The sequence below is a fragment of the Undibacterium sp. TC4M20W genome (assembly GCF_049340245.1).
Lineage (GTDB): Bacteria > Pseudomonadota > Gammaproteobacteria > Burkholderiales > Burkholderiaceae_D > Undibacterium.
In genome coordinates this window covers 1-26196 of the sequence record NZ_JBMPPI010000007.1, presented here as the reverse complement: position 1 = coordinate 26196, position 26196 = coordinate 1, and the positions used below count along the sequence as shown (strand labels likewise).

Below are 26196 nucleotides of genomic sequence, written 5' to 3'. Positions count from 1 at the left end.
CCATGACGACTACAAATGCAGAACGCCTGCGCACCTACAAGGCGAAGATGAAAGAGGCAGGCTTTAAACGCCTGTCCATTTATGTGCATCCTGATTTAGTTGCCCTCATCAGGCAAGAAAAGAAGCCCTGCGAATGTGGCGGCAGAACATTGGAGCGTCTATTGCTGGGCGCAGCGTTGAAGCGCCCTAAGCATCGTTAGCCAGAAATAACCGACCGATACGCGCGCGCGTGAGGGTGGAAATACGTCTGACAATATGCGCACCAATGCTAAGTTTTATTAAGGTTTGGATGCTAGGCATTGTTAAGTTTAGTCTCTATACAACCAACCTGATGCAAGACAGTTTTTTACTTTGAGGTTTATTTCTTTAGTAGTTTAGACCAAACCTTTAAAGCAACCAAAACACGCTCTGGATACTCCGCACCTCTTATCGGTGACGTAAAGTGTTTCAAAGCGATGAATATATCCCCATAATTTATATCTATTTGATGACGCAATAGAAGGCAACCGACGCGAACGTTATAGGGTAAGGAAGAAATCGACGGATATGGCTCCTCAACAAATTGCTTAACTTGCTCATCTCGCAGAGCAAGAAGACCATTCCCATATTGAGAAGAAAAATCGACTTTGAACAAGGTCGCCTCTTCAACAATCGCAAAAATTAGCTCCGGCTCAATCCCAGCCCTATAAGACTCATAGAAAATCGTACGCGCTATTGCTTCGGCATGAAATCTATCGCCGACAAATTGATTAATGCGGGATGTTGCTGCCTGCAAAAGACGCTTGCTAACGGCATTCTTTAACTGATAGTCGCTTAGCATCGCAACTTCCGGCTTTGAAATTAAAAGTGACCAAGAATCAGTCAGAAACTCGCCACCCGGTTTTGCAGTCAATGTCAATGACCCGCAAGTTCCTACATTAGTCGCGGCACAGAGAAAAATTCCTAAAACGGTCGAAATCAAAGTTTTCATGGTCAGTAGAAAAATCTTTGTTTAAAGAACAGCAAAACAGGTTACTACGAAACCCTTTGCAAATACTTACGTCGAAAAAGAATTAATTACTGAATATTTCTCAAATCGGGTTACACAGCGGTTACATGGGAGTAGAAATGAAAAAGCCCGGAATTTGAATCCGGGCTAAGTACTTGAATCTATTGGCCTGCCCAGTAGGAATCGAACCTACGACCCCGAGCTTAGAAGGCTCGTGCTCTATCCAACTGAGCTATGGACAGTCTTGTTGATAGCTAGCAAAACAGATGTTTGCGAGCCCAAAAACTGAAGGCTGAATAGTACATGGTATCGCTCTCACTTTCAAGAATGAAACCACTGCTAACAGCTAATTTACTTAGATTGCAGGTGGAATGCAATCTGCCAGGCGGCGCGCGCTGGTGGAGGCGAGTTCGGCATCCTCTGCTTCTACCATCACACGCACCAAAGGCTCGGTGCCGGATGCGCGTATCAATACCCTGCCCCGGTCTGCAAGTTCGGCTTCGACCTTTTGCTTTTCTGCAACCAGCTTTTCATTTTTTTGCCAGTCGAAACCGGCTGGCACTTTGATGTTCAATAAGGTTTGCGGAAACAGTTGCAAATCATCGAAGCAGGCATCAAGGCTCTTGCCGTTGCGCCTCAGAGCCGACAATACCTGCAGGGCCGAGACGATGCCGTCGCCGGTAGTATGTTTATCCAGGCACAGGAGATGACCAGAACCTTCACCGCCTAGCAACCAGCCACGTTCCTGCATTTGCTCCAACACGTAACGGTCGCCGACTTTGGCACGGGCGAAACCCACACCGAGTTTTTTAAACGCAACTTCAACTGCCATGTTCGTCATCAAGGTGCCGACCACGCCCTCAATCTTGCCTATCGCCATGCGGTCCAGCACCATCAGGTACAAGAGCTGGTCACCGTTATAAATCTTGCCGTGTTTATCTACCATCAGGAGGCGGTCAGCATCGCCATCTAGGGCGATACCCAGATCAGCATGATTGGCGCGCACTGCCAGTGACAAGGCATCTGGTGAAGTAGCGCCAACCTTGTCATTGATATTCAAGCCATTCGGTTGATTACCTATGGCGATAACGTCTGCACCCAGTTCATGGAAAACATGCGGGGCGATGTCATAAGCTGCACCATGAGCGCAATCGATAACGATCTTCAGGCCACGTAAATCCAGCTCTGCCGGGAAGGTGCTTTTACAGAATTCTATATAGCGACCATTCGCATCACTCAGACGACGGGCTTTACCAAGTTTCTCAGAGCTCACGCATTGCATGGGGCGTTCGAGCTCAGCTTCGATAGCCAGTTCAACTTCATCAGCCAGCTTGTTGCCGTTGGCCGAGAAAAATTTGATGCCATTGTCATCAAACGGATTATGCGAAGCCGAGATAACGACACCTGCCGACAAACGCAATGCCCGCGTCAGGTAAGCTACTGCGGGTGTTGGTGCCGGGCCAGACAGCATGACATCGACACCTGCGGCGGCAAAGCCGGCCTCCAGCGACGCTTCCAGCAAATAACCTGAGATACGGGTGTCTTTGCCGATCAGGACTGTGGGGCGAGCATCGCCAGTGACATTGGCTTGCGCCAGCACTTTGCCTGCCGCATAGCCCAGGCGCATGACGAAATCAGGCGTGATCGGTGCGACACCCACTTTGCCACGTATGCCATCTGTACCAAAATATTTTCTGCTCATATTCTTCCTGCTCATCAAGGGGATAATGCATCCCAGATTTTGTATGCATCGACAGTTTCTGCAACGTCATGCACACGGATAATGTTTGCGCCCATCTGCTTTGCGAGCAGGGCTGCTGCGATACTGCCTGCCATGCGTTCAGGTGCTGCTCTGCCAGTCAAGCCACCGATCATGGATTTGCGGGATACCCCGACCAACACAGGCAAGCCCAGCTCTTGCTGGAATTGCGGCAAGTGCTTGAACATGGCTGTATTATGTTCCAGAGTTTTGCCAAAGCCAAAACCAGGATCAAGACAAATACGATTGGCTTCTATGCCAGCATCTGTCAATGCTGTCAGTCTATCGCGCAAAAATGTCTTCACGTCCTGATTGACGTCTATATATTCGGGACTGACTTGCATGTCTTCTGGCGTGTTCTGCATATGCATGACGCATAAGGCAGCTTCTGCATTTTGTACGGCGGCGATAGACTCAGGCGAACGGAAGCCCTGGATATCATTGATCATATCGACGCCCGCAATCAGCGCTTCGCGCATGACCTGAGGCTTGTAAGTGTCTATGGACAAGGGCTTGCCGCAGTCACGCAAGGCATAGATGACAGGCATAACGCGGCTCAACTCTTCATCCAGCGGTAAAGGAGCAGAGCCAGGGCGGCTTGATTCACCGCCGATATCGATGATATCAACACCGTCTTCTATCATCTGTTCAGCATGGGCAATGGCGCTTTCCAGGTTCAGGTATTTACCACCATCAGAAAAAGAGTCAGGCGTGATGTTGAGCACACCCATGACCAGGGTTCTGGACTGGGCTCCACTTAAGGGATAGCGGAAACGGCCACATTGGAAATATTTCATTTTTTAAAAAGACTAAGGGTGAGGAATAACCCCCACCCTTGTACAAGAAATTCAAAAATTAATTGTGTGTTTTTTGTACGTCAGCTCAGGCTGGCGCTGTCGCACTAGGAGATACGCCACCAGAAGACTTGTCGGATGGAGAGCGGTTAATCGCCTGACTTTGTTTTGGCGGACGTGGGTCAACACCATTCATGATGTCACTGACCTGATCTGCATCGATGGTTTCCCAATCCAGCAAGGCCTTGGTCATGATTTCAACTTTGTCACGATTCTCTTCCAAAAGTCTGCGTGCCAAAGCATATTGCGCATCCAGAATATTACGGATCTCAGCATCCACTTTCTGCTGCGTCACTTCGGAAATCGTTTTGGATGAACCACCAAAATAGCCATCATTCTGATTGTCTTCATACACCATCACGCCCATGCTGTCAGACATACCCCAACGTGTAACCATCGCCCTGGCGAGTTTGGTCGCATGAGAAAAGTCACTTTCCGCACCGGATGACATTTGACCAACGAAAATTTCTTCAGCGATACGGCCACCAAACAACATTGAAATTTTGTCGAGCATTTTATCTTTGTACAAGCTCACAGCATCATGTTCAGGCAAAGACAGAGTCACACCCAAAGCAGAGCCGCGTGGCATGATCGTCACTTTATGAACAGGATCAGACGTAGGCAGCAATTTTGCCACTACAGCATGACCAGACTCATGATAAGCCGTAGCTTTGCGCTCTTCCTCACGCATGACCATGGAGCGGCGCTCAGGACCCATGTAGATTTTGTCTTTGGCATCTTCAAAATCGATCATTTCGACCAAACGTTTATTGCGTCTTGCAGCAAACAAAGCTGATTCATTAACCAGATTAGCCAGGTCAGCACCAGAAAAACCAGGTGTACCACGTGCCAGGATGTCAGCTTTTACGTCAGCAGAAATAGGTACCTTGCGCATATGGACGTTAAGGATTTGCTCACGACCACGTACATCCGGCAAACTAACGGAAACCTGGCGGTCAAAACGACCTGGGCGCAGCAAAGCTTTATCCAGTACGTCAGCACGGTTAGTTGCAGCAATCACAATAACACCTGAGTTCGCTTCAAAACCATCCATCTCCACCAGCATCTGGTTCAGGGTCTGCTCACGCTCATCATTACCACCGCCCATACCAGCACCGCGATGGCGGCCAACAGCATCAATCTCATCGATAAAGATGATACAAGGTGAATGTTTTTTAGCATTCTCAAACATGTCGCGGACACGGGAAGCACCCACACCAACGAACATTTCAACGAAATCAGAACCGGAAATCGTGAAGAAAGGTACCTTTGCCTCACCTGCAATAGCGCGTGCCAGCAAAGTTTTACCAGTACCTGGAGGGCCAACCATCAACACGCCGCGCGGGATACGGCCACCAAGTTTCTGGAACTTGGTAGGATCACGCAGAAAATCAACGATTTCGCTGACTTCTTCTTTGGCTTCATCGCAACCGGCGACGTCAGCAAAGGTCACATTATTGTTGGTGTCGTCCAGCATTCTGGCCTTGGACTTGCCAAAAGAGAATGCCCCACCCTTGCCACCGCCCTGCATCTGGCGCATGAAGAATACCCAGACGCCGATCAGCAACAGCATCGGGAACCAGGAAATGAAGACTTGCGACAAGAAAGACTGCTCTTCAGGCTGTTTGACATCAAACTTTACGCCACTATCGACCAGATCGCGTATCAGGCCCTTGTCCAGCACAGTGATCTGGGACTTGACTTTTTTACCTTCAGAATTGGTCGCCACAATGGTACGGTTGGCTTCATCAATGGTCGCTTCCTTGATGTGCTTGGACCTGACCTCATCGAGGAATTCAGAATACGGAATTGGTGCAGCACTGGCGCCGACACCTTTCGTGCCAAACTCTTTAAACAGCATAAAGAGCACCAGGGCAACAACTACCCAGACGGCAGCTTTTGAAAACATATTATTCACGAGAACTCCTTGGAGGCAGGATGCGCCATTTGATACTGTAAACGTTCATTCTACCCCCATTGGGTAGAGCTTGCTAGCCAGCATATGTTGGCAATATTGATGATTATCAAGAGGTAAATTCAATTATTCGGGGTTTTTCAAGCCTTTTCCAAGCAAAAATATCTCGGAAGACTTGTCTTTGCTGGCTTTTGGCTTCTTGTTGATCACTGTTTTGAATTCATCTTTAAATAGTGTGAAAATATTGTTATAACTAGGCCCGTGGAAGCATTTCACCAATAAAGCACCGCCTGGTTTCAGATGTGCCTTAGAAAAAGTAACTGCCAATTCGATAATATATTCGACACGGGCAGAGTCAACGGTTGAGTTACCAGAAAGATTTGGGGCCATATCCGATAAAACCAAGTCAACTTTGCGCCCTAACAATTTAGATTCCAATTGATCAAGCACTTCATCCTCGCGAAAATCGCCTTGTATGAATTGCACGTCAGCGATAGGGTCCATGGGTAAAAGGTCCAAGGCAAATATTTCGCCCGTGATACCGCCACCCTCTTTACCTGCGAGTTTATTCCTTACATACTGAGACCAGCTACCAGGTGTTGCACCCAAATCAACAATAATCTGTCCTGGTCGTATCAGTTTTTCTGATTCATCTATTTCTTTTAGCTTGTAAACGGCGCGCGCACGATAGCCTTCCTTTTGTGCAAGTTTCACATAAGGATCATTAATATGGTCGTGAACCCAATTTTGATTGAATTTATTCTTTGCCATTCGCGTAAAATACTGCTTTTAAAGGAATTACTATGTTAAAACTTACGCCCGCTGAAAGAAGCGAACTCCGCTCCGAAGCACATGCACTGAAACCTATCGTATTAATCGGCGAAGCTGGATTGACTCCTGCTGTGATCAAAGAAATTGATGCTGGCCTGAATGCCCATGGCCTGATCAAGGTACGCGTATTTGGCGATGATAGAGAAGCACGTATCGGTATGTACGATACCATCTGCGCCGAGCTGAATGCAGCTCCAGTACAACATATTGGAAAACTTTTGGTAGTTTACCGTCCAAAACTGGAAGGCACGAAAGAAACCAAACTGGTTAAAAAAGGCAAAGGCATGCGCGAAGTCACTATCGTCAAACCTAGCCCAAGTGGCACCAAAAAACCGACTGTATCCAAAGTCATGGTTAAAGGCAATGAACGCGTTACCCAAGGTGGCAACATCAAACGCGCCAAACCACGTCAAAGCAGTGCAAAAAAATCATCTCTGGCCAACAGCTAAGCCTGAATACTTCTGATATCTGATCAGTACTCAACCCGGCCAAACCAGGCCGGGTAATATTTTTGCCAGAAAATACATCCTTCTAGTCACTCTACATCGCTTTCTACTTCACTTTACAGCTATTCATATTCATTGACTGAATATGAATTTAAAACGTCATATCAGACGTACAGTACATCCAGCACTTCATATTCACGCACGCCTGCGGGTGCCTGCACACCAACCACGTCACCAGCATACTTGCCAATCAAGGCACGTGCGATAGGAGAAGTGATGGAGACTTTGCTCAATTTCAAGTCTGCCTCGTCTTCGCCAACGATCTGGTAGCTGACTTTTTGTGAAGTTTCCAGGTCTTCCAGATGTACGGTAGAGCCAAATACGACACGGCCTTCTGCATCCAGTGTAGTTGGGTCGATGATTTGTGCAGAACCCAGCTTGCCTTCCAGCTCAGCAATACGGCCTTCGATAAATGCCTGGCGTTCTTTGGCGGCATCGTACTCGGCATTTTCAGACAAATCGCCTTGTGCGCGTGCTTCTGCAATCGCATTGATAACATCCGGGCGTTCTTTGGTCTTCAAAAGATGCAATTCTTTTTTAAGCAATTCTGCGCCGAACTTAGTGACAGGTACTGTACTCATATCATTCACACTCATAAAAGTAAAAATACAGAGGCCACGTCAGACACCAGCATTACCGATGCCTTTTGTGACCTCTGTATCGAAGTTCAAGCTTCCCTGGGCTTGCAATCAGTACTCAGGGACACTGTTATTTCTATCAGTTTAAGGTTTTATGCAGACCTTGTAAATCATAAACGTGCAATTCATTGAGATGACGCATGCCTTCTACCGCAGCCTCAGCACCGGCGATGGTAGTGAACGTTGTTGCGCGGGCAATCAATGCAGAGGTACGGATAGCGCGTGAATCAGTAATGGCGTTACGCTTTTCTTCTACTGTATTGATGACCATGGCAATATCATTGTTCTTGATCATATCAACAACGTGTGGCCTGCCTTCGACAACCTTGTTCACGATAGAAACCGGTATGCCTTCAGCCGCAATCGCCGTTGCCGTACCACGTGTAGCAACGATGGAGAAGCCCATCTCCACCAGATCACGTGCCACTTTGACGCCACGTGGTTTATCGCTGTTCTTGATACTCAGGAATACCTTGCCAGACGTTGGCAATTTCACGCCAGCACCCAGTTGCGACTTCACGAAAGCTTCACCAAAGGTTTTCCCCACACCCATGACTTCACCAGTCGATTTCATCTCAGGGCCGAGGATGGTATCGACACCAGGGAACTTCACAAACGGGAATACCGCTTCCTTGACGCTGAAGTAAGGCGGCACAACCTCCGCGCCTATACCCTGTGAATCAAGAGACTGACCAACCATGCAACGGGCAGCAATCTTCGCCAATTGCAAGCCAGTGGCCTTGGATACATAAGGGACGGTACGCGATGCACGTGGGTTCACTTCCAGTACGAATACTACGTCCTTGCCATCTTGCTGCTGAATCGCAAACTGTACGTTCATCAGGCCAACAACATTCAAACCTTTTGCCATCAGCGCAGTCTGGCGCTTGAGTTCAGCAATGGTTTCTTGCGACAGGGAATATGGCGGCAAGGAACATGCAGAGTCACCAGAGTGTACGCCAGCCTGCTCGATATGCTCCATGACGCCACCGATGAAGGTGCGCTCGCCATCAGACAGGCAATCAACATCGACTTCAATCGCATCATTCAGGAAGCGATCGAGCAAGACTGGAGAGTCATGCGACACCTTGACGGCTTCACGCATGTAACGCTCAAGATCACGCTGCTCATGCACGATTTCCATCGCACGGCCACCGAGTACATAGGATGGACGCACCACCAGCGGATAACCAATCTCTTGCGCCAGTGCCAGCGCATCAGTTTCAGTACGCGCAGTGCGGTTAGGCGGCTGACGCAAGCCCAGGTCTTGCAGCATTTTCTGGAAGCGTTCGCGATCTTCAGCAGCATCAATCATGTCTGGTGAAGTACCAACGATAGGCACGCCATTGGCTTCCAGATCCAGTGCCAGTTTCAAAGGTGTCTGACCACCGTATTGCACGATCACGCCAACTGGTTTTTCTTTATCAACGATTTCCAGTACGTCTTCCAGCGTCAGCGGTTCAAAGTACAGACGGTCGGATGTATCGTAGTCGGTAGAAACGGTTTCAGGATTGCAGTTGACCATGATGGTTTCATAGCCATCTTCGCGCATCGCAAATGCCGCATGTACGCAGCAATAATCAAATTCAATACCCTGGCCGATACGGTTAGGGCCACCGCCCAATACCATGATTTTTTTCTTGTCGGTCGGATTCGATTCGCATTCTTCTTCGTATGTCGAATACATGTAAGCTGTATTCGTCGCGAATTCGCCAGCACAAGTATCCACGCGTTTGTAGACTGGGCGCACGTTCAAAGCCTTACGCTTTTCACGGATCGCTGTATCAGTGGTTTTCAACAATTTTGCCAGGCGGCGATCAGAGAAACCTTTTTGCTTCAGTTGCAGCATGAGGGCTTTATCAACACTGTCGAGTGACTGTTCATCGAGCCACAATTCGATATCGACGATGTCCTTGATCTGCACCAGGAACCATGGGTCGATATGCGTCAGTTGATGGACTTCTTCCAGCGTAAAGCCTTGAGCGAAAGCATCGCCGACATACCAGATACGGTCAGGGCCAGGCTCACCAAGTTCTTTTTCCAGAGTCTCGCGGTCCTGGGTTTTTTCATTCATGCCATCGACACCAACTTCGAGGCCACGCAGGGCTTTTTGGAAAGACTCCTGGAAGGTGCGGCCTATCGCCATCACTTCACCAACAGATTTCATCTGCGTCGTCAGGCGGTTATCTGCCTGCGGGAATTTTTCAAATGCGAAACGCGGGATCTTGGTAACGACGTAATCAATCGAAGGCTCGAAAGAAGCAGGCGTAGCACCACCGGTAATTTCATTACGCAATTCATCAAGCGTGAAACCAACTGCCAACTTGGCAGCGATTTTCGCGATAGGGAAACCTGTTGCCTTGGATGCCAGCGCAGATGAACGCGATACACGCGGATTCATCTCAATGACGATCATGCGGCCGTCAGCAGGGTTGATGGAAAACTGTACGTTGGAACCACCGGTATCCACACCAATTTCACGCAACACTGCCAAAGAGGCATTACGCATGATCTGGTATTCTTTGTCAGTCAGTGTCTGTGCTGGTGCAACCGTGATGGAGTCACCGGTATGCACGCCCATAGGGTCCAGGTTTTCGATGGAGCAGACGATGATGCAGTTGTCGGCCTTATCGCGCACGACTTCCATCTCATATTCTTTCCAGCCTATCAGCGATTCTTCGATCAATAATTCATTGGTAGGCGATGCCTCCAGACCGCGTTTGCAAATCGTTTCGAATTCTTCCGGGTTGTAGGCAATACCACCGCCAGTACCACCCATGGTAAATGACGGACGGATGATGACCGGGAAGCCGACATCCTTTTGCACGACCCATGCTTCATCCATATTATGGGCAACGCCGGAACGTGCAGAACCCAGACCGATCTTGGTCATGGCGTTCTTGAATTTCAGGCGGTCTTCAGCCTTATCGATGGCTTCTGGTGAAGCTCCGATCAGTTCGCAATTGTATTTGGTCAATACGCCATGGCGATGCAGGTCAAGTGCGCAATTCAGCGCAGTCTGGCCACCCATGGTCGGCAAAATCGCATCCGGTTTTTCTTTATCGATGATGCGTTCAACAACTTGCCAAGTGATAGGCTCGATGTAAGTTACATCGGCCATTTCCGGATCAGTCATGATGGTTGCCGGATTGCTGTTGACCAGAATCACGCGGTAACCTTCTTCACGCAAAGCCTTGCAAGCCTGTGCGCCGGAATAATCGAATTCGCAAGCCTGGCCGATGATGATGGGGCCAGCGCCGATAATTAAAATACTTTTTATGTCGTTACGTTTTGGCATTCTCTTATTCTCCTGTCTTTGCCTTGGCCATCATCGCGGTGAAGCGGTCAAACAGGTAGGCAATATCATGCGGACCTGGTGAGGCTTCAGGGTGACCCTGGAAGCAGAAAGCTGGTTTATCAGTACGGGCAAAGCCTTGCAGCGAGCCATCAAACAAAGACACGTGGGTGACACGGCAGTTGGCGGGCAAAGTTGCCGCATCCACTGCGAAACCGTGGTTTTGGGATGTGATCAATACCTGCTTGGTATCCAGATCTTGCACTGGATGATTGGCACCGTGGTGACCAAATTTCATCTTCAATGTTTTTGCACCGGATGCCAGCGCCATGATTTGATGGCCAAGGCAGATACCAAAGGTAGGAACGCCCTTCTCTATCAACTCTTTAGCAGCAGCAATCGCGTAATCGCAAGGCTCAGGGTCACCAGGACCATTCGACAAAAACACGCCATCCGGGTTCAGCGCCAGCACATCAGCAGCGCTGGATTGCGCAGGCAATACCGTCACCTTGCAGCCGCGCTCGGCCAACATGCGCAGGATATTGCGCTTGACGCCAAAGTCAAAAGCGACAACATGGAATTTAGGGTCTTGCAACTGACCATAACCCTGGCCCAATACCCACTCAGCCTCAGTCCAGTTGTAAGCCTGTTTGACAGACACCACCTTTGCCAGATCCATGCCAGACAGGCCAGGGAAAGACTTGGCCAGTGCGATGGCTTTTTCAGCATCAGCACCTACCAGGATAGCACCGCCCTGCGCACCTTTTTCACGCAAAATACGTGTCAGTTTGCGGGTATCAATACCAGCAATAGCAACGATGTTTTGGGATTTGAGATAATCAGAGAGGGTTTGTTCAGAGCGGAAATTCGATACCAGCAAAGGCAGGTCTTTAATAATCAAACCAGCTGCATGGATTTTGTCAGACTCTACGTCTTCGGCATTGACGCCGGTATTACCAATATGCGGATACGTCAGGGTAACGATTTGGGAACTATAACTGGGGTCAGTCAGAATTTCCTGGTAACCGGTCATTGAGGTATTGAAGACAACTTCACCTTTGGTCTGACCGGCAGCGCCAATCGAATATCCAGTGAAAATGCTTCCATCGGCGAGGGCAAGTATAGCGGTGTCCTGGCCGGAACGAAGAAGGGACTGCGGAATGGGCAGCAAGGGCAACTCCTGTATTGTTACCGCCGCTGCGACGCCCCAAGCTGTCGTTTCCCTGGCCGCGCAAGAATTGCCGCGTGGCCTGGAAAGATGATGGAGCGATGTGAATTTGGGTAGGCGCTACGGCGAGATTTCGGATTAGTTAAACCCTCGAATTATAGCGCGAAACGGCCCATCAGGCAAATACGAAATGCCTGACAGGCCGTGAAATTGCTTGCAAACTCAATAGTGTACGGGCGTTCGCTAATTATTCAGCAATGAATTTCTGGAAATTATCTTGCGCGCAATCCCGTAAAAAGAATGTGTTATTCAATTTGAATATTTCGAATCACAGTTGAATCGCATTCAAATCGAATTTGAATTAAAGGCCCAGCGCAGCGATGCCCGCTTTGGCGATTTGTGCGTCTTCTGCCGACTTGACACCAGAAACACCGACCGCACCAACGCATTGACCATCAACAATAATTGGCACACCACCTTCGAGCATACCTTCCAGAGGTGCGCTCAGGAAAGAGAAACGGCCATTATTGATAATATCTTCATAAATTTTTGATTCACGCTTGCCCAGCGCAGCAGTAGTCGCTTTTGCAGGGGCGATTTGCGCAGAAATTGGGGCAACACCATCCAGACGCTGCAACCACATCAAATGGCCACCATCATCCACAATAGCGATCACGACAGGCCAGTTATTGGCTTTGGCTTCTGCCTCGGCGGCGGCAGCAATTTTTTTGACATCATCCAATGTCATCACAGGTTTTGTTTGCATAAATACCTCTCCATTAAAGTCAGCGGATTGTACGCCAAGCAATTGCGCTTAGGTATACAAACAGTTTTTACCAATTTAGCGGACTCGCGATTAACAAGTTCGAACAAGTTTGAACGAGTTCGACTATTGAGTTTGATCAGGCAGCTCATTCGACCCGCTCATTTGGTTCACTCATTCAGCCCGCTTAACCATACCCAAAAATTAAAATTTATACAAAACCCCTGCCTACATTCATCAGAATTGTCTTTATTTCAATTGAATGACTGAAACTTATTGTTACGCAGAAAGGTATCCCAAATAGTTTACATTTTTTCAGAGTTCGCTTACAGTTGAGCGGTTTTTCCAACCAGGTGCAAAGATGCTAATAACCGTTTCCAGACTTTCAAGGAAAGCCAAGTTAGTGCTTATCTCGACTATGCTGCTTGCCGCAGCGGCCAACCCAGCCTGGAGCGCAGACAATCCCTTCCCCGAATCATCGACCGCCTACACTAAACTGCAGGAAATCAAGCAACGCGCATCTGACCTGACAGTCAAAGCCATGGATTTGATGGGCATACGTTACAAGCGCGGTGGCAACTCCCCGGAAAATGGTCTCGATTGCAGCGGTTTTGTCAGGTATGTATTCAAGGATGTGGTCGCCGCCAATTTGCCGCGCACCTCAGCAGAAATCAGTAAAGTAGGCGAACACGTAGAGCAAAAAGATTTACAGCCGGGTGATCTGGTTTTTTATAACACGCTCAAACGCGGTTTTTCTCATGTAGGTATTTATCTGGGTGACAACAAATTCATCCATTCCCCTTCAGCAGGCGGCCAGGTTAGAGTAGAAAGCATGGACATCGCTTACTGGAAAAAACGCTTCAATGGTGCCCGCCGCATCAATGATGATGACGCCAAATAAGTTATAAATAAATTATTTAGCTCAAAGCCGACTTAAGCCCCGCACTTACCGCACACTTTCCCGCCTTCAAAAAACAAAGGCAGAGCAATAATGCCCTGCCTCAGATTACTACCCCTCAGTAAGATCAACGCTCCTGCATCGCTTTAATTTTTTGCTTAATCTCTGGCATCATCGCCATTGCCGCTTTTTCACCCGCCAGGATAGCCAGATTGCGGCCATTAAAATCGTTACCCTTCATACCCGGCAATTCCGGTCGTATCACTATCTCGGCCTGCTTCAATTCAAACTGATTGATGCTCTGCCCCATGATGGCTACGGTTTGCAGTAACACATCGAGGGTCGCATTGGAAACCAGCGGTTCAGGCGGCGAAGAAATATTGACGGCGATCACCAGGTCAGCTCCCATTTCACGGGCAAAACGCACTGGCACCGGCGATACCAGACCACCGTCGACATACAGGCGATCATTGATTTTCACAGGTTGAAATACACCAGGCACAGCGGATGAAGCACGTACTGCCGCACCAGTATTACCGCGCTGGAAAAGCACCGCATGGCCAGTTGCCAGGTCGGTCGCCACAGCACCAAATGGCTTACGCAGTTTTTCTATCGGTGCTTGCACCACCAGACGGTTTACATAGGCTTGCAGGGCATCCCCCTTCAATACACCACTGGACTTGGAAAATAAAGGCAGTGACCAGTCAGAGATCGTCACTTCATCCATGTCCAGGGCCATTTTTTGCAGGGCAAAACCATTGTTCCCAGCCGCATACATGGCCCCAACCACACTGCCCGCACTGGTACCAACCACAAGATCAGGATTAATGCCTTGCGACTCCAGCGCCTTGATGACGCCTATATGGGCAAACCCACGTGCAGCACCACCGCCAAGCGCCAGGCCTATGCGTATGGGCTTGAGTGTCTTGGCCACAGGTATGACGGGCGTCACGGCAGGTGTCGCCTGTTGGGGTGAGGTATTGCAGGCAGACAAGCCAAATGCCAGCATGACTGGCAAGGCGAGGCGAACAAGAACAGAGTTTTTACCAGCAGCCAAAGCTGATGGACGGGAAAATATACGCGACATGTGATTTCTAAGTTCCAACGGTAAATAAGGTGCAAATTCCGGCGAGCGGGATTATTTTTGCAGGTGCGTGATTATATTTCTAAAAGAGCCATAGCACCGGGCATGCTGAAAAAAACTGCTGAACCAGGCAAACCATCATAGACAACTATAGATTTGATGAAGTCAATGCTAAGTCAATGCCAAATCAAATATCACAAAATCATGATACACACCATTCGTATACCTATATGTCATGCCATAGAAATAATTAGTATTGATAATCCCGCACTTGTCGCGTAATTACCGACCCAATTATCCGGAAAGTCCCGCAGCTTGCGGAGACGCCATTCGTTAAACATTTGATGTCTGAAGCTACTTGAAAGATTTTATGAAAAAAATTTCCTGGTTACCGCCACTCACTCCTATCGCGGCACTGGTAGCTATTGCCCTGGCAGGCTGTGGTAGCAGCAATCCCACCACCACAACCAATGTAACTCCTGTTGTCGATCCCAATAGCATCCCTGAGGGAACCGTCGTCAAACTGGCCTTGCTGGAAACCACAGACATTCATCAAAACATACTCAGTTACGATTACTACGGCCTGAAAGCCGACACCAGCCTGGGCCTGGAAAGAACGGCAACGCTGATCAATGAAGCACGCGCAGAAAACCCGAATAACATTTTGCTCGACGACGGCGATGTCATACAAGGAACTTTGCTCGGCGATTACCAGGCACTGGCCGCCCCCGTCACCTGCAGCGGCACACTGGCCATCTATAAGGTCATGAATGCCTTGAAATATGATGGCGCCGGCTTGGGTAACCATGAATTCAATTATGGCCTGGGCTTTTTGAGCCAGATCACCAATACCGATTTTGGCTTGCCCGATGTCAGCAAAGCCGGCACTTGTGGCGCCGCCAACTTCCCGCTGGTTTTATCCAACGTTGTCGGTGCCACCAGCCAGAAACCTATCTTCAATCCCACATCCATCATCAACAAACAATTCACTGCAACCAAGCCTGATGGCAGCAACATGAATGTCAAACTTAATGTTGGCATCATGGGCTTTGTGCCACCACAAATCATGGATTGGGATCAAAAATCCCTGGCAGGCAAAGTTGTCGTCAATGGCGTGCAAGAATCTGCCAACAAATATGTACCTGAGCTGCGCGCCAAAGGTGCGGACCTGGTCGTTGCACTGTCCCATGGCGGGCTGGATGCATCGCCATATAGCCCAAAAATGGAAAACGGCAGCCTGCACCTGAGCACGACTGGTATCGATGCACTGATGCTGGGTCACGCCCATTTGATTTTCCCGGCACCAAAAGAAGTTGGCGCACCAGCGATAGATGCTTCGCTGGCTGCCCTGCCCGCTGCGATTGTCGATACCAAAAAAGGTTTGGTCAATGGCGTGCCAGCCGTCATGGCACAAAGCTGGGGACGCCGTCTGGGCATCATACAAATGACGCTCAAATACCAGAGTGGCAAATGGGTAGTGCAAAAAGACCTGACGAATGTAGAGGCGCGCGGCTTCAAATATAAAGATGGCACCAATATCGTTGATGCAGATGCCTCCATCGCATCCTTGGTTGATACTGAACACAAAGCTACGATTAACTACGCAACACAAGCACTGGGCACGACGACAGACTTTGAAATGTCCGCCTACTTTTCTCTGGTCGGCGATGTCTCTGCCATACAAATCGTCAATCAGGCTCAAATCGATTACGTAAAAAACTTCATCGCCACTTCAAATGATGCGACGATAGTCAGCTACAAATCCATCCCCGTCATTTCATGCAGCGCGCCATTCAAGGCAGGCCGCAATGGACCAACAGACTTTACGGACGTTGCACCGGGCGCCAGCCCAGCATCACCATTTGGTTTGCAAGTACGCAACCCTGGTGATCTTTACCTGTATGGCAATAACAATCTGCAAGCCGTTAAAATCAAGGGCTCTGATCTGAAGAACTGGCTGGAAACTGCTGCAAAACAATTCGGCCAGATAGACCCTGCCGTGACGACTGAGCAAGACCTGGTACCGTCTTATTCAACCATCTATAACTATGATGTGTTTTATGCAGACAATAATGCACTGATCTACCAGATCGATGTTACCCAGCCAGCAGGCAAGCGTATTGTCAACCTGACGTATGCTGGCAAGGCCATAGGCGACAATGATGACTTTATCGTTGCAACGAATGACTATCGCGCAGGTGGTGGTGGTAATTTCCCTGGCATTGATGGCAGCAAGACCATTATCAAATCGCCAGACGCCAATCAGGCTGTGGTGAGCAATTTTGTCAAAAAACAAGGCAAGATCACCAGCGCCGCCAATGGCACAGGCCAAAGCTGGAGTTTTGTCAAAGTGACGACCAAGGGACCAGTGATTTTGCGCTCTGCACCAGGCAAGATTTCGGTTGCACAAGCCCTGGGCCTGGGCCGCGTCAAATCTGAGGGCGCTTTGGATGCCAGCGGTTTTGCCAAATATGCGATAGATTTAAGCAAGTAAACACGCTGCATGCTGAAATTTAGCCAGAAAGTTTAGCAAGAAGAATAAGCACGCACTTCAGACTGAAGTGCGTGCCTACCATGATGACAATATGCTCCACAAATTAAGAATCAGTGCAGGCCTGTTATTGATATGCAGTCTCTGCGCCTGCGCACCGGTGCCAACCACGGCAGAAATAGAATCTGCTGGCATACAGGCTTTGCACGCACAACTGCCCTCCGCCATCGCTGCTCTGCAAAAATGGGCAAATGCTGGCAATGCAGTAGCCCAGCGCGAACTGGGGCTGGCGTATGCAATACATCCTGAGCAACAAGCCCAGGCTTTGCTGTGGCTGGAGCGTGCCGCAAAAAATCAGCATGGTGATGCTGAAGCGCAGTTCCAGCTGGCAGAAGCCCATTACAAAGGCCGCCTGGGATTGACAAAAAATGAGTCGCAAGCTTGGACATGGTATGAGCTTGCAGCCAACAATGCTTATGGCAAGGCCAGTTTCATGCTGGCACGCATGGCAAAATATGGTCAAGGCGTGCCGCAAGATCTTGCCCTATCTGTCAAATGGCTGGAAAAAGGGAGTGAACAAGGCAATGCACAGGCCATGTTTTTGCTGTCGAACGCCTATGCTGCAGGAGAAGGCGTCAATCAGGATCAGGCACTGGCCAGAAAGTGGCTGGAAGAATCTGCAGAGCTTGAATACCCAGTCGCAATCCAGGCCCTGGCCATGGAACTGGAAAGCGGCAGCAAGCATGTCGAAAAAGACCCGTTAAAAGCCAGGCACCTGATCAAGGAAGCCTCGGACGAACGCCTGATGCGCTGGAACCGCTATCAATAAAAAAACGTCGCCAGCATGGACACAACTGCAAGCGCCATCATGCCAGTGGCCAGCCAGCCTAATATCTTCAGCCTGCGGGTAATCACAAATTTACCCATGATGTCGGCCCTTGCCGCCATCAACATCATGACCACCATGATGGGAACAGAAATCACGCCATTGATGACTGCACTCCAGTACAAGGCCTTGATGGGGTCAATCGCAGTGAATCCAAGCGCGATGCCTATCAAAGTAGAAAGCGCGATGATGGCGTAGAACTGCCTGGCCTGCATGGGCTTATCTTCCAGGCTGTTTTTCCATTTGAATGCGCCAGCCATGGCATAGGCAGATGAACCTGCCAGCACAGGTATCGCCAGCAAACCCGTGCCTATGATACCCGCACTGAACAGCATGAAAGCCAGGTCGCCGGCGATGGGTCGCAAGGCCATTGCCGCCTGCGCAGAAGTCTGGATATCGGTCACCCCATGCAAATTCAGCGTAACAGCGGTAGTCAATATGATGAAAAAAGCCACCAGATTGGAAAATGCCATGCCTATGTAGGTATCAAGCTTGATACGCTTGAGATTGGCTGGCGCCTGTTCAGGCGCCTGAATCAGTGGACGTGCCTGATGATCAGCGCGCATATCTTCCACCTCTTGCGAGGCTTGCCAGAAAAACAGATAAGGGCTGATGGTGGTACCGAACAATGCCACTACCGTCGTAATGTATTCTTTTTTCCAGGACAGCTGTGGCATGACCGCACTCCTGGCGACTTCCAGCCAGGGCGTATGTACGACAAACACAGTGGCAACATACGCCAGCAAGGCCAATGTCAGCCATTTTAAAATGCGCACATAGCGCTGATAAGGAATAAACACCTGCAACAACAAGGACAATATACCGAAACCAATTGCATACAAATGCGCCTTGCCACCGGTCAGCAACTTCAAGGCCTCGCCCATGGCAGAAATATCAGCCGCAATATTGATGGTATTGGCGATCAGCAAAAGACCCACCACTGCATACAATAACCAGGCAGGATAATGGCGGCGTATATTGGTGGCAAGACCATGGCCACTGACCCGGCCTATGCGGGCACTGACTACCTGTATCCCCACCATCAAGGGATAGGTAAACAAAACCGTCCACAGCATATTAAAACCGAATTGCGCACCTGCTTGTGAATACGTAGCAATGCCACTGGGGTCATCATCAGCGGCTCCCGTAATCAGGCCAGGTCCCAGTTTTTTTAACAGGGATGGTTCCCTGGCGTCTGCTGGTGAACCTGAAATCGGTTTATTCATGGCGTGGTTCTTGAATGCGAGTGATTGCTTTTGATCTTATGGTCTTGTGGTCTTATGGACGCCTATGAGTGACATCCATACCGACGCCGCGGTATCCGGCAAAACGGCTGGCCGAATCAAAAAAAGGTTCACCACTAACTTGCAGATATTGTATTGTGCCATCCGGCTTGCTGCGCCGGTAAATGAAATCCAGAAATGGCCGGCGATTGGCAATATTGTCGTCGAGTTGTTCACGCTCATCGACATCCCAGCCTTCCATTCCCCCCTTGGGTGCATCACCCAGCATCTCTTCTGCCTGTATGCCCAGCATTTCAAATACAGGCCCGGATACACTGGTGAAATTGCCGAACTGATCCTGCTCCCAATACCAGTCAGATGAGAGTTGGGTAAAACTTTTAAAGCGTGCCTCACTGACGCGCAACTCTGCAGTGCGCTCCAGCACGGTTTGCTCCAGGTGCCTGTTGTAAGTATCCAGTTGCTGGTACAGCAAGCGCACTTCCAGCATATTATGTATGCGCGTTTGCACTTCCTGCAGGTCAAAAGGTTTACTGACAAAATCCTTCGCACCTGCCTGCAAGGCACGGATCTTATGCCCCGGCTGAGCGGTGATCACCAGTACTGGCAAATACGCATCAGCAGCGATGTTCTTCAACTCTTCCATGACTTCAAAACCATCCATGCCCGGCATTTGCAAATCCAGTAATATCAGGTCGTAGTTATGCTCCATATGTAAGGCACCAACGGTGCGTGCATCCATGGTGGTCGTGATCGCGGTGTAGCCTATGTTGCGCAACATTTGCTCCAACAACATCACATTAGCTTTTTGATCATCGACGATCAGGATGCTGGCCTTGAGAATTTCAACTGTTTCAAGCATTTCACTCTTTCAAAATCGTTCCCACCGCAATACTACATTTTTAACTCTGGTACTTTTTCTTTTGCCCTGGATTCGGTTTCGCTCTTCTTGCGATCCAGTCCATGCTCTTTGGCATAGTGCAAAGCCAGATCCAGCGCATCCATAAATTCATTGACCTTGATGGGCTTGGTCAGATAACGAAAAAAGCCCGCATCCAGGCCTTTTTCTATATCACGCGGCATGGCATTTGCAGACAAAGCCATGACAGGTATATGTGCCGTCAGCGGATCATTGGCTAAAATCTTGAGCGCGCCAAAGCCACTGAGGCCAGGCAGATTAATATCCATCAAAATCACATCTGGCTTGCATGCCTTTGCTGTTGCAATGCCTAGATGTGCATCCACAGCCGTCAACAATCTGAGATCGTTACGGCGAGCAATTAATTGCTCCACCAGTGCCAGGTTGGCTGGATTATCCTCCACATACAATAAGCTGGATTGCGATGAAGCCCGACCTGGCAATTGCCCAGCCGATTGATCACTCACAAAATCATCATGCCCATCATCATGCAAAGCCGGTGCGGCAGCCAGGGCAAGCTCTATCCAAAATACACTGCCAACTCCAACATTACTCTCGACACCAATCGCACCACCCATGAGTTCGACCAATTGCCTGGTGACTACCAAGCCAATGCCGGTGCCTTCTTCATTACCGGCATCCTGCCCCAGACGATTAAAAGGCTGAAACAACTGCCCTACCTGCTCAGGCGACAAGCCCTTGCCCACATCTTTGACGCTGATGCGTATGCGGTTATCGTCACGCACAATATACTCAACCGTCACCGAGCCTTCTTGCTGATTGTATTTAATCGCATTTGACAGCAAATTCACCATGACTTGCTTGAGCCTGGTACGGTCGGCCAGCACATACAGCGGAACATCAATGACTGGAAAGATCATGGTGATGCCACGGGTCTGCGCTTGCGGCTCTATCATGGACTGGCAATCCAGCAAGACATCGGCAAGCGGTATAGATTCTTTTGAAATACTGACCTTGCCTGACTCTATCATCGCCAGATCAAGGATTTCATTGATCAGGCGCAGCAGATACCAGCCAGCTTGCAATATCTGGTCTATCGACAATTTCTGGTTATCCGTCGGCGGGGGATTATCTGATGCCATCAATTGCGCGAAACCCAGCACTGCATTCAAAGGTGTACGCAATTCATGGCTCATGCTGGATAGGAATTCTGACTTCGCCAGATTCGCTTTTTCAGCAACCGCCTTGGCCAATTCCAGTTCGACATTATTATTCTGCAGTCTTTGCTCGAATAATTTATATTCAGTGACATCACGGGCAGATGCAAACACGCCCTGCAATCTGCGTTCACGGTCATATATCGTGCTGGCATTGTAGGAAATCTCAGTTTCCTTGCCGTCTTTTGCTATCGCTGTCAGTTCACAATTACTGACCTTGCCGGTTTGCAGCGCGCGCTTCATCGCCAGTTCTGCAGCAGCGGGCTCGGTAAAATAATTTTTGAATGGCGCACCGATCAATTCATCGCGCGTACATCCTGTGATCGCTTCCATCTGATGATTGACGTCGCTGATGACACCATTCAAATCAGTGGTGATCAAGGCATCAATATTGGCTTCAATTAAAGAGCGAGTATAAAATTGCTGATCACGCAAGCGCTGATCCAGCAATGCCTGCTCTGCTTCCACTTGTTTGCGGGCGGTGTTATCTGTGCCTATCAAGAGGCTGCCGATAACCACACCCTGCGCATCACGCAATGCAGTGACAGAAACGATAGCCTGCAGACGGCTGCCATCACGACGGATATAGGTCAGCTCATGAATATCCTCAAGACTACGCATGGCCTTAAAGATCAAGGCATCAAAACCTAAAGCAACCGGTGTATTGAATTCGGCACTGAGCGCCGCCGCCCTGGCAGCCAGTTCATCAGCATCAGAGATATCGGCAGGACTGATCAGGTTGACGACATCAGCCGCGTCATAGCCCAGCATGTGCTCGGCTCCGACATTAAAAATCTGGATAAGACCTTGAGCATCTGTCGCAATGATGGAAAAGTTCGGACTATTAAAGATGGCGTCCTGCAATGCTCCCATCTTGAGTAACACTTCACGTACCTTGAGTGAGGTTTGCTCACCTTCCAGACGCCCGAGTGTGGCGCGACGAATCTGCAAAGCCCAGAGCAATAAAAACACCAGCAAGAAACCAACGCTACCGACCACAAGTTTGATGCGAAATGCGGCCTTTAATTTACGCTCATCAAGCAAGACCTGCTCATCAACGACCGCTTCAGTCAGAATATTCTGGATTTTGGAAGATGCCAGCAAACCCGCATGAAACAAAGCTTTGGCGGCAGGAAAGCCATGCGTATCAAATTGTTTTTGGCTTTCTTGCATGATCGTCACTCGCTCTGCAATAGCCTCTTGCAACTGCTTTATGCGAGCCTGCTGCTGAACATTGTCGAGTGTCAGCCCCTGCAAATGTTGAATGACTAGCGCAATGTCATCAAACCGACTATTGCGCTGTTTGATGAAAGCGTCTTCTTTTGTCAGGAAATAAGCTTTTTGCCCATTCTCCGCCTCAGACAGTCTGACACTCAGTTCACTGAGATCATCTATTACCTTGCGTGTATGGTCTATGGATTTGACTGCATCAAATGGAACGGCAATATTCCAGGCAATCCCACCTATCATCAACAAGGCCAGCAAGGTAATGCCAAAGCCGATTAAGGTAAGACGCTCTACCGAGATTGCCTTCATATATTTTTATTCACAGCAATCCTTCAATAAATTTCGAAATTCACGACAGCATTTACAAACCGATATTGCCTGGCATGCCGCCTTGCATATAGCCAATTTTTCTGACACCCGTAGCCGGAGCAACGGGCACAGACGTGCCCTGACGCTGCAAGACATCTGACAACAAGCGGGCAAACTCTTTCTTGACCACGCCATAGCATTCACACACGTGGTCTTCCAGCCCTGCCCTGTTTACCACCGTAATATGCCCGCGACGATAGCTGATAAAACCATGGTTTTGCAATCTGCCAGCCGCTTCCGTTACCCCTTCGCGCCGCACACCCAGCATATTGGCAATCAACTCTTGAGTGATGGTCAGGTCATTGCCCTTCATGCGATCCATAGTTAATAGAAGCCAGCGACATAGCTGTTGCTCAACTGAATGGTGGCGATTACATACCGCCGTTTGGGACATTTGCGTAATCAATGCCTGGGTGTAGCGCAGTAATAAGCGCAAGACTGGGCCGGCGCGGTTAAATTCTTCCAACAAGATATGCGCTCTCAAGCGATATCCTTGCCCACCAGTCTGCACAATTGCGCGGCTAGGTGTGGTGTCACCACCCATAAATAGCGAAATACCGACCAGGCCTTCATTGCCGACACCGGCAATTTCTGATGAACCACCGTTTTCCAGCAAATAATGCAGTGAAACAATTGCCGTCACGGGGAAATACACGTACTGTAATTTGCCACCCGACTCATACAAAACATCACCCAGCAACATAGACACCAATTCCAGATGCGGTGCCAGTCGATCAAACTCTGTATCCAGTAATGCCGCTAGCAAATGGTTTTGATTCGGGTCTATCTGACTGTCCATATCGAATTCCTGCCTATTTTAGAATGAAGGACAAGGCACAAAATCTACCCAGAAAAATCTGTTTAGCATGCCCGCGCCCGACTCTATGGCATTTATGCTTATAGTGTCTGTTCGATATCACACATATAGAAAAAATAATGCGAAAAAAACTCAGTGGCTCTCGCCTGCTCAGTTTATTTCGCATGCATAACCAGTCAGAATCCCGACTCTGCATTAGAAGCTGCAATATGCCAGCTTCGAGAAAATAGTTACGTACGTTAGCGCACATACAGTCGCAAAAACAGATCTTAATTTTCTCGACATTGCTCCTTAGGTTTAATTGAGAAAGCATTGACGGCAAAACACTTGCATCAATTTTGAATTTAATTATCTTTTCGTCCCTGGCCTTGCCCGGCAACAGGACGAAGTACGGCTGCCCGCCGGTCTGACTCCCCCAATATATGCAAGGGATCACCACGAGGAATGTCAGCAAGCAGGCGATCGAACTCCAGTTTAACGACGGCATAACATTCACAGACTACCTTCTCCAGTCCGGGGCGATCGATTACATCAATACGCCCGCGACTGTACCGTATCAAACCCAGCCTTTGTATATTGCCCGCTGCAGACGTCACACCTTCACGCCTGACCCCAAGCATATTGGCAATCAATTCCTGCGTCATGGAAACAGAATCTGAAGGCAAGCGATCCAGACTCAGCAACAGCCACCGGCACAGTTGCTGCTCTATGGAATGATGGCGATTGCAAACAGCGGTTTGCGTCATTTGCGTTATCAGCGCCTGGGTATATCGCAACAAGAGACGCAAAAATGGGCCGGCGCGATTAAATTCATCCTTTAAATACCGCGCTTTGAGACGATAACCATAACCAGCACATTGCACCACAGCACGACTGGGCGTGGTTTCACCACCCATAAAGAGAGAAATACCAAGTATTCCCTCATTCCCAACAATGGCTATTTCAGCAGAAGCGCCACTTTCAAGCACATACAGCAGGGAAACGATAGAGGTGGTTGGAAAATACACGTAATCCAAGGTGCCGCCTGCTTCATACAGAGCCTGCGCCAACGGCATTTCCACCAATTCCAGATGCAGGAAAAGGCGATCAAACTCTGCTTGCGGCAAAGCGGCGAGCAGGTGATTTTGCAGAGGGTTATGCGGAATGATCATGGGTAGGGCTCTGAACAGCCAACTCAATTGCGAGTGACAGGGATTGTATAGACTGGATTATCTATCCACAGAGTAGCAGGTATGAGACTGACGTATGTGCGGCATCGCGCATATACGTTCGATTTATATCAACTTATTGATCAAACAAGAGGGCAGGTTTGCTTTGACAATGAATATGCTGGTCAGCAACAATGTATTTGCAACTGGAGCAGACCAAACTCATTATTGAAAAGGGATGGAAGTAAGCAGCCGCATATATTCTTTTTGCACGACGAAATAACATTCACAAACCACTTTTTCCAGTCCCGGCCTGTCCAGCACGGTAATGGCACCACGGCTATAGAAAATCAAGCCGGCGCGCTGTAAATTACCTGCCGCCTCTGTTACTCGCTCACGACGCACACCGAGAGCATTGGCAATTCTTTGCTGGGTAATATTCACCGACTCTGAAGGTAGCCTGTCCAGGCTCAACAATAACCAGCGGCACAATTGTTGCTCTACCGTATGATGAAGATTACAAATGGCGGTCTGCGTCATTTGCGTGATCAGCGCTTGGGTATAACGCAATAACACCCTCAGCAAAGGGCCAGCGCGATCAAACACTTGTTTCAGCAATTGCCCCTGGAGTCGATAGGCAAACCCTGCACTTTGAACGACTGCACGGTTAGGCGTAGTATCGCCACCCATAAACAGAGAGATGCCGACCACGCCTTCATGGCCGACTGCGGCAATCTCGGCAGACACGCCATCTTCCAGCACGTACAGCAATGAAACAATGGCAGAGGTAGGGAAATACACAAACTGTTGACGCACACCAGATTCATACAAGACATCACCAACCGCCATGATGACCAGCTCAAGACCGTCAGACAATGATGCAAACTCTGCTGCAGGCAAGGCCGCAAGCAGATGATTGTGCAAAGGACTGGGGGATGTGTGCATTAACGTTTTTGGCCTCAAAACTCCACCAGGGATTTTGTCACACAGACAAACACGGCTAGCGGAGCGCAAGCCTATCATGTCATGCAAAAATTTTATGCGCGCTTGCGCACACATACCATCAGTAATAAGTGATTTAGCGAAATATTATCTAAGGAACATCTGATTAAGTTCTAATTTCCATCAATTACAAAATCATGTTCCAGTCAAAGCATAAAACGTGCTGCTGAACATGATTTTCATCAAGAATTGGGGAGTTGTATCCCCAACTTCTTCAGT

Annotated in this window: 21 protein-coding genes and 1 tRNA gene; 5 read left to right on the top strand and 17 right to left on the bottom strand. The window is 49.0% G+C overall.

Annotation, left to right across the window (positions count from 1 at the left end; genetic code table 11):
• Nucleotides 1-2: 2 nt before the first annotated feature.
• Nucleotides 3-200 carry a hypothetical protein gene (locus tag ACO0LL_RS11265; RefSeq protein ID WP_422950960.1) on the top strand — a complete coding sequence of 66 codons (198 nt, stop codon included), beginning with the start codon at nt 3-5 and terminating at the stop codon, nt 198-200.
• A 158-nt stretch (nt 201-358) separates the two neighbouring features.
• Here the strand turns inward: ACO0LL_RS11265 and ACO0LL_RS11260 are convergent, their stop codons facing one another.
• The 6 genes from ACO0LL_RS11260 to ACO0LL_RS11235 form a co-directional block, all read right to left on the bottom strand.
• Nucleotides 359-970: a hypothetical protein gene (locus ACO0LL_RS11260; protein WP_422950959.1), complete on the bottom strand. Its 612-nt coding sequence runs from the start codon at nt 968-970 to the stop codon at nt 359-361.
• Nucleotides 971-1153: 183 nt separating this feature from the next.
• A tRNA-Arg gene (locus ACO0LL_RS11255) sits at nt 1154-1230 on the bottom strand.
• 113 nt (nt 1231-1343) lie between these two features.
• Entirely contained in the window at nt 1344-2690 is a 1347-nt protein-coding gene (glmM, locus tag ACO0LL_RS11250) for a phosphoglucosamine mutase (RefSeq protein ID WP_422950958.1), read from the bottom strand.
• Nucleotides 2691-2704: 14 nt separating this feature from the next.
• Entirely contained in the window at nt 2705-3544 is an 840-nt protein-coding gene (folP, locus tag ACO0LL_RS11245) for a dihydropteroate synthase (protein ID WP_422950957.1), read from the bottom strand.
• A gap of 85 nt (nt 3545-3629) precedes the next feature.
• Entirely contained in the window at nt 3630-5519 is a 1890-nt protein-coding gene (gene ftsH, locus ACO0LL_RS11240) for an ATP-dependent zinc metalloprotease FtsH (RefSeq protein ID WP_422950956.1), read from the bottom strand.
• A gap of 123 nt (nt 5520-5642) precedes the next feature.
• Nucleotides 5643-6287, bottom strand: coding sequence for an RlmE family RNA methyltransferase (locus ACO0LL_RS11235; RefSeq protein WP_422950955.1), 645 nt, complete (start codon nt 6285-6287; stop codon nt 5643-5645).
• A gap of 32 nt (nt 6288-6319) precedes the next feature.
• On the opposite strand from ACO0LL_RS11235, the gene ACO0LL_RS11230 reads away from it, so the two are divergent.
• Nucleotides 6320-6796, top strand: a complete 477-nt coding sequence (locus ACO0LL_RS11230) for a YhbY family RNA-binding protein (RefSeq protein WP_110253841.1) — start codon at nt 6320-6322, stop codon at nt 6794-6796.
• A 161-nt stretch (nt 6797-6957) separates the two neighbouring features.
• Here ACO0LL_RS11230 and greA read toward each other — a convergent pair whose 3' ends face one another.
• The 4 genes from greA to ACO0LL_RS11210 form a co-directional block, all read right to left on the bottom strand.
• Nucleotides 6958-7434 (bottom strand): transcription elongation factor GreA, encoded by a 477-nt coding sequence (greA, locus tag ACO0LL_RS11225; RefSeq protein ID WP_110254249.1) that lies wholly within the window; start codon nt 7432-7434, stop codon nt 6958-6960.
• A 136-nt stretch (nt 7435-7570) separates the two neighbouring features.
• Entirely contained in the window at nt 7571-10789 is a 3219-nt protein-coding gene (gene carB, locus ACO0LL_RS11220; protein ID WP_422950954.1) for a carbamoyl-phosphate synthase large subunit, read from the bottom strand.
• A gap of 4 nt (nt 10790-10793) precedes the next feature.
• Nucleotides 10794-11948 carry a glutamine-hydrolyzing carbamoyl-phosphate synthase small subunit gene (carA, locus tag ACO0LL_RS11215; RefSeq protein WP_422951103.1) on the bottom strand — a complete coding sequence of 385 codons (1155 nt, stop codon included), beginning with the start codon at nt 11946-11948 and terminating at the stop codon, nt 10794-10796.
• Nucleotides 11949-12315: 367 nt separating this feature from the next.
• A complete protein-coding gene (locus tag ACO0LL_RS11210; RefSeq protein WP_422950953.1) occupies nt 12316-12720 on the bottom strand; it encodes a GlcG/HbpS family heme-binding protein in 405 nt (134 codons plus the stop codon).
• Between the two features lie 400 nt (nt 12721-13120).
• On the opposite strand from ACO0LL_RS11210, the gene ACO0LL_RS11205 reads away from it, so the two are divergent.
• A complete protein-coding gene (locus ACO0LL_RS11205) occupies nt 13121-13618 on the top strand; it encodes a C40 family peptidase (RefSeq protein ID WP_422950952.1) in 498 nt (165 codons plus the stop codon).
• A 124-nt stretch (nt 13619-13742) separates the two neighbouring features.
• Here the strand turns inward: ACO0LL_RS11205 and ACO0LL_RS11200 are convergent, their stop codons facing one another.
• Nucleotides 13743-14624 (bottom strand): patatin-like phospholipase family protein, encoded by an 882-nt coding sequence (locus tag ACO0LL_RS11200; RefSeq protein ID WP_422951102.1) that lies wholly within the window; start codon nt 14622-14624, stop codon nt 13743-13745.
• Between the two features lie 445 nt (nt 14625-15069).
• Between ACO0LL_RS11200 and ACO0LL_RS11195 the strand changes: the two genes are divergently transcribed.
• Both ACO0LL_RS11195 and ACO0LL_RS11190 read left to right on the top strand, forming a co-directional pair.
• Nucleotides 15070-17193: a bifunctional 2',3'-cyclic-nucleotide 2'-phosphodiesterase/3'-nucleotidase gene (locus ACO0LL_RS11195; RefSeq protein WP_422950951.1), complete on the top strand. Its 2124-nt coding sequence runs from the start codon at nt 15070-15072 to the stop codon at nt 17191-17193.
• Nucleotides 17194-17284: 91 nt separating this feature from the next.
• Nucleotides 17285-18019: a tetratricopeptide repeat protein gene (locus tag ACO0LL_RS11190; RefSeq protein WP_422950950.1), complete on the top strand. Its 735-nt coding sequence runs from the start codon at nt 17285-17287 to the stop codon at nt 18017-18019.
• On the opposite strand, the gene ACO0LL_RS11185 is transcribed toward ACO0LL_RS11190, so the two are convergent.
• The 6 genes from ACO0LL_RS11185 to ACO0LL_RS11160 form a co-directional block, all read right to left on the bottom strand.
• Entirely contained in the window at nt 18013-19302 is a 1290-nt protein-coding gene (locus ACO0LL_RS11185) for an NRAMP family divalent metal transporter (RefSeq protein WP_422950949.1), read from the bottom strand. The genes ACO0LL_RS11190 and ACO0LL_RS11185 overlap by 7 nt on opposite strands.
• A gap of 52 nt (nt 19303-19354) precedes the next feature.
• Nucleotides 19355-20179, bottom strand: coding sequence for a response regulator (locus tag ACO0LL_RS11180; protein ID WP_422950948.1), 825 nt, complete (start codon nt 20177-20179; stop codon nt 19355-19357).
• 32 nt (nt 20180-20211) lie between these two features.
• On the bottom strand, nt 20212-22950 hold the full coding sequence (locus tag ACO0LL_RS11175) for a PAS domain S-box protein (protein ID WP_422950947.1): 2739 nt from the start codon (nt 22948-22950) through the stop codon (nt 20212-20214).
• Between the two features lie 52 nt (nt 22951-23002).
• Complete coding sequence (locus tag ACO0LL_RS11170; protein ID WP_422950946.1) at nt 23003-23809, bottom strand: Crp/Fnr family transcriptional regulator; 807 nt, start codon at nt 23807-23809, stop codon at nt 23003-23005.
• Nucleotides 23810-24171: 362 nt separating this feature from the next.
• Nucleotides 24172-24978: a Crp/Fnr family transcriptional regulator gene (locus ACO0LL_RS11165; RefSeq protein ID WP_422950945.1), complete on the bottom strand. Its 807-nt coding sequence runs from the start codon at nt 24976-24978 to the stop codon at nt 24172-24174.
• Between the two features lie 222 nt (nt 24979-25200).
• Nucleotides 25201-25920, bottom strand: coding sequence for a Crp/Fnr family transcriptional regulator (locus ACO0LL_RS11160; RefSeq protein ID WP_422950944.1), 720 nt, complete (start codon nt 25918-25920; stop codon nt 25201-25203).
• Between the last annotated feature and the right edge of the window lie 276 nt (nt 25921-26196).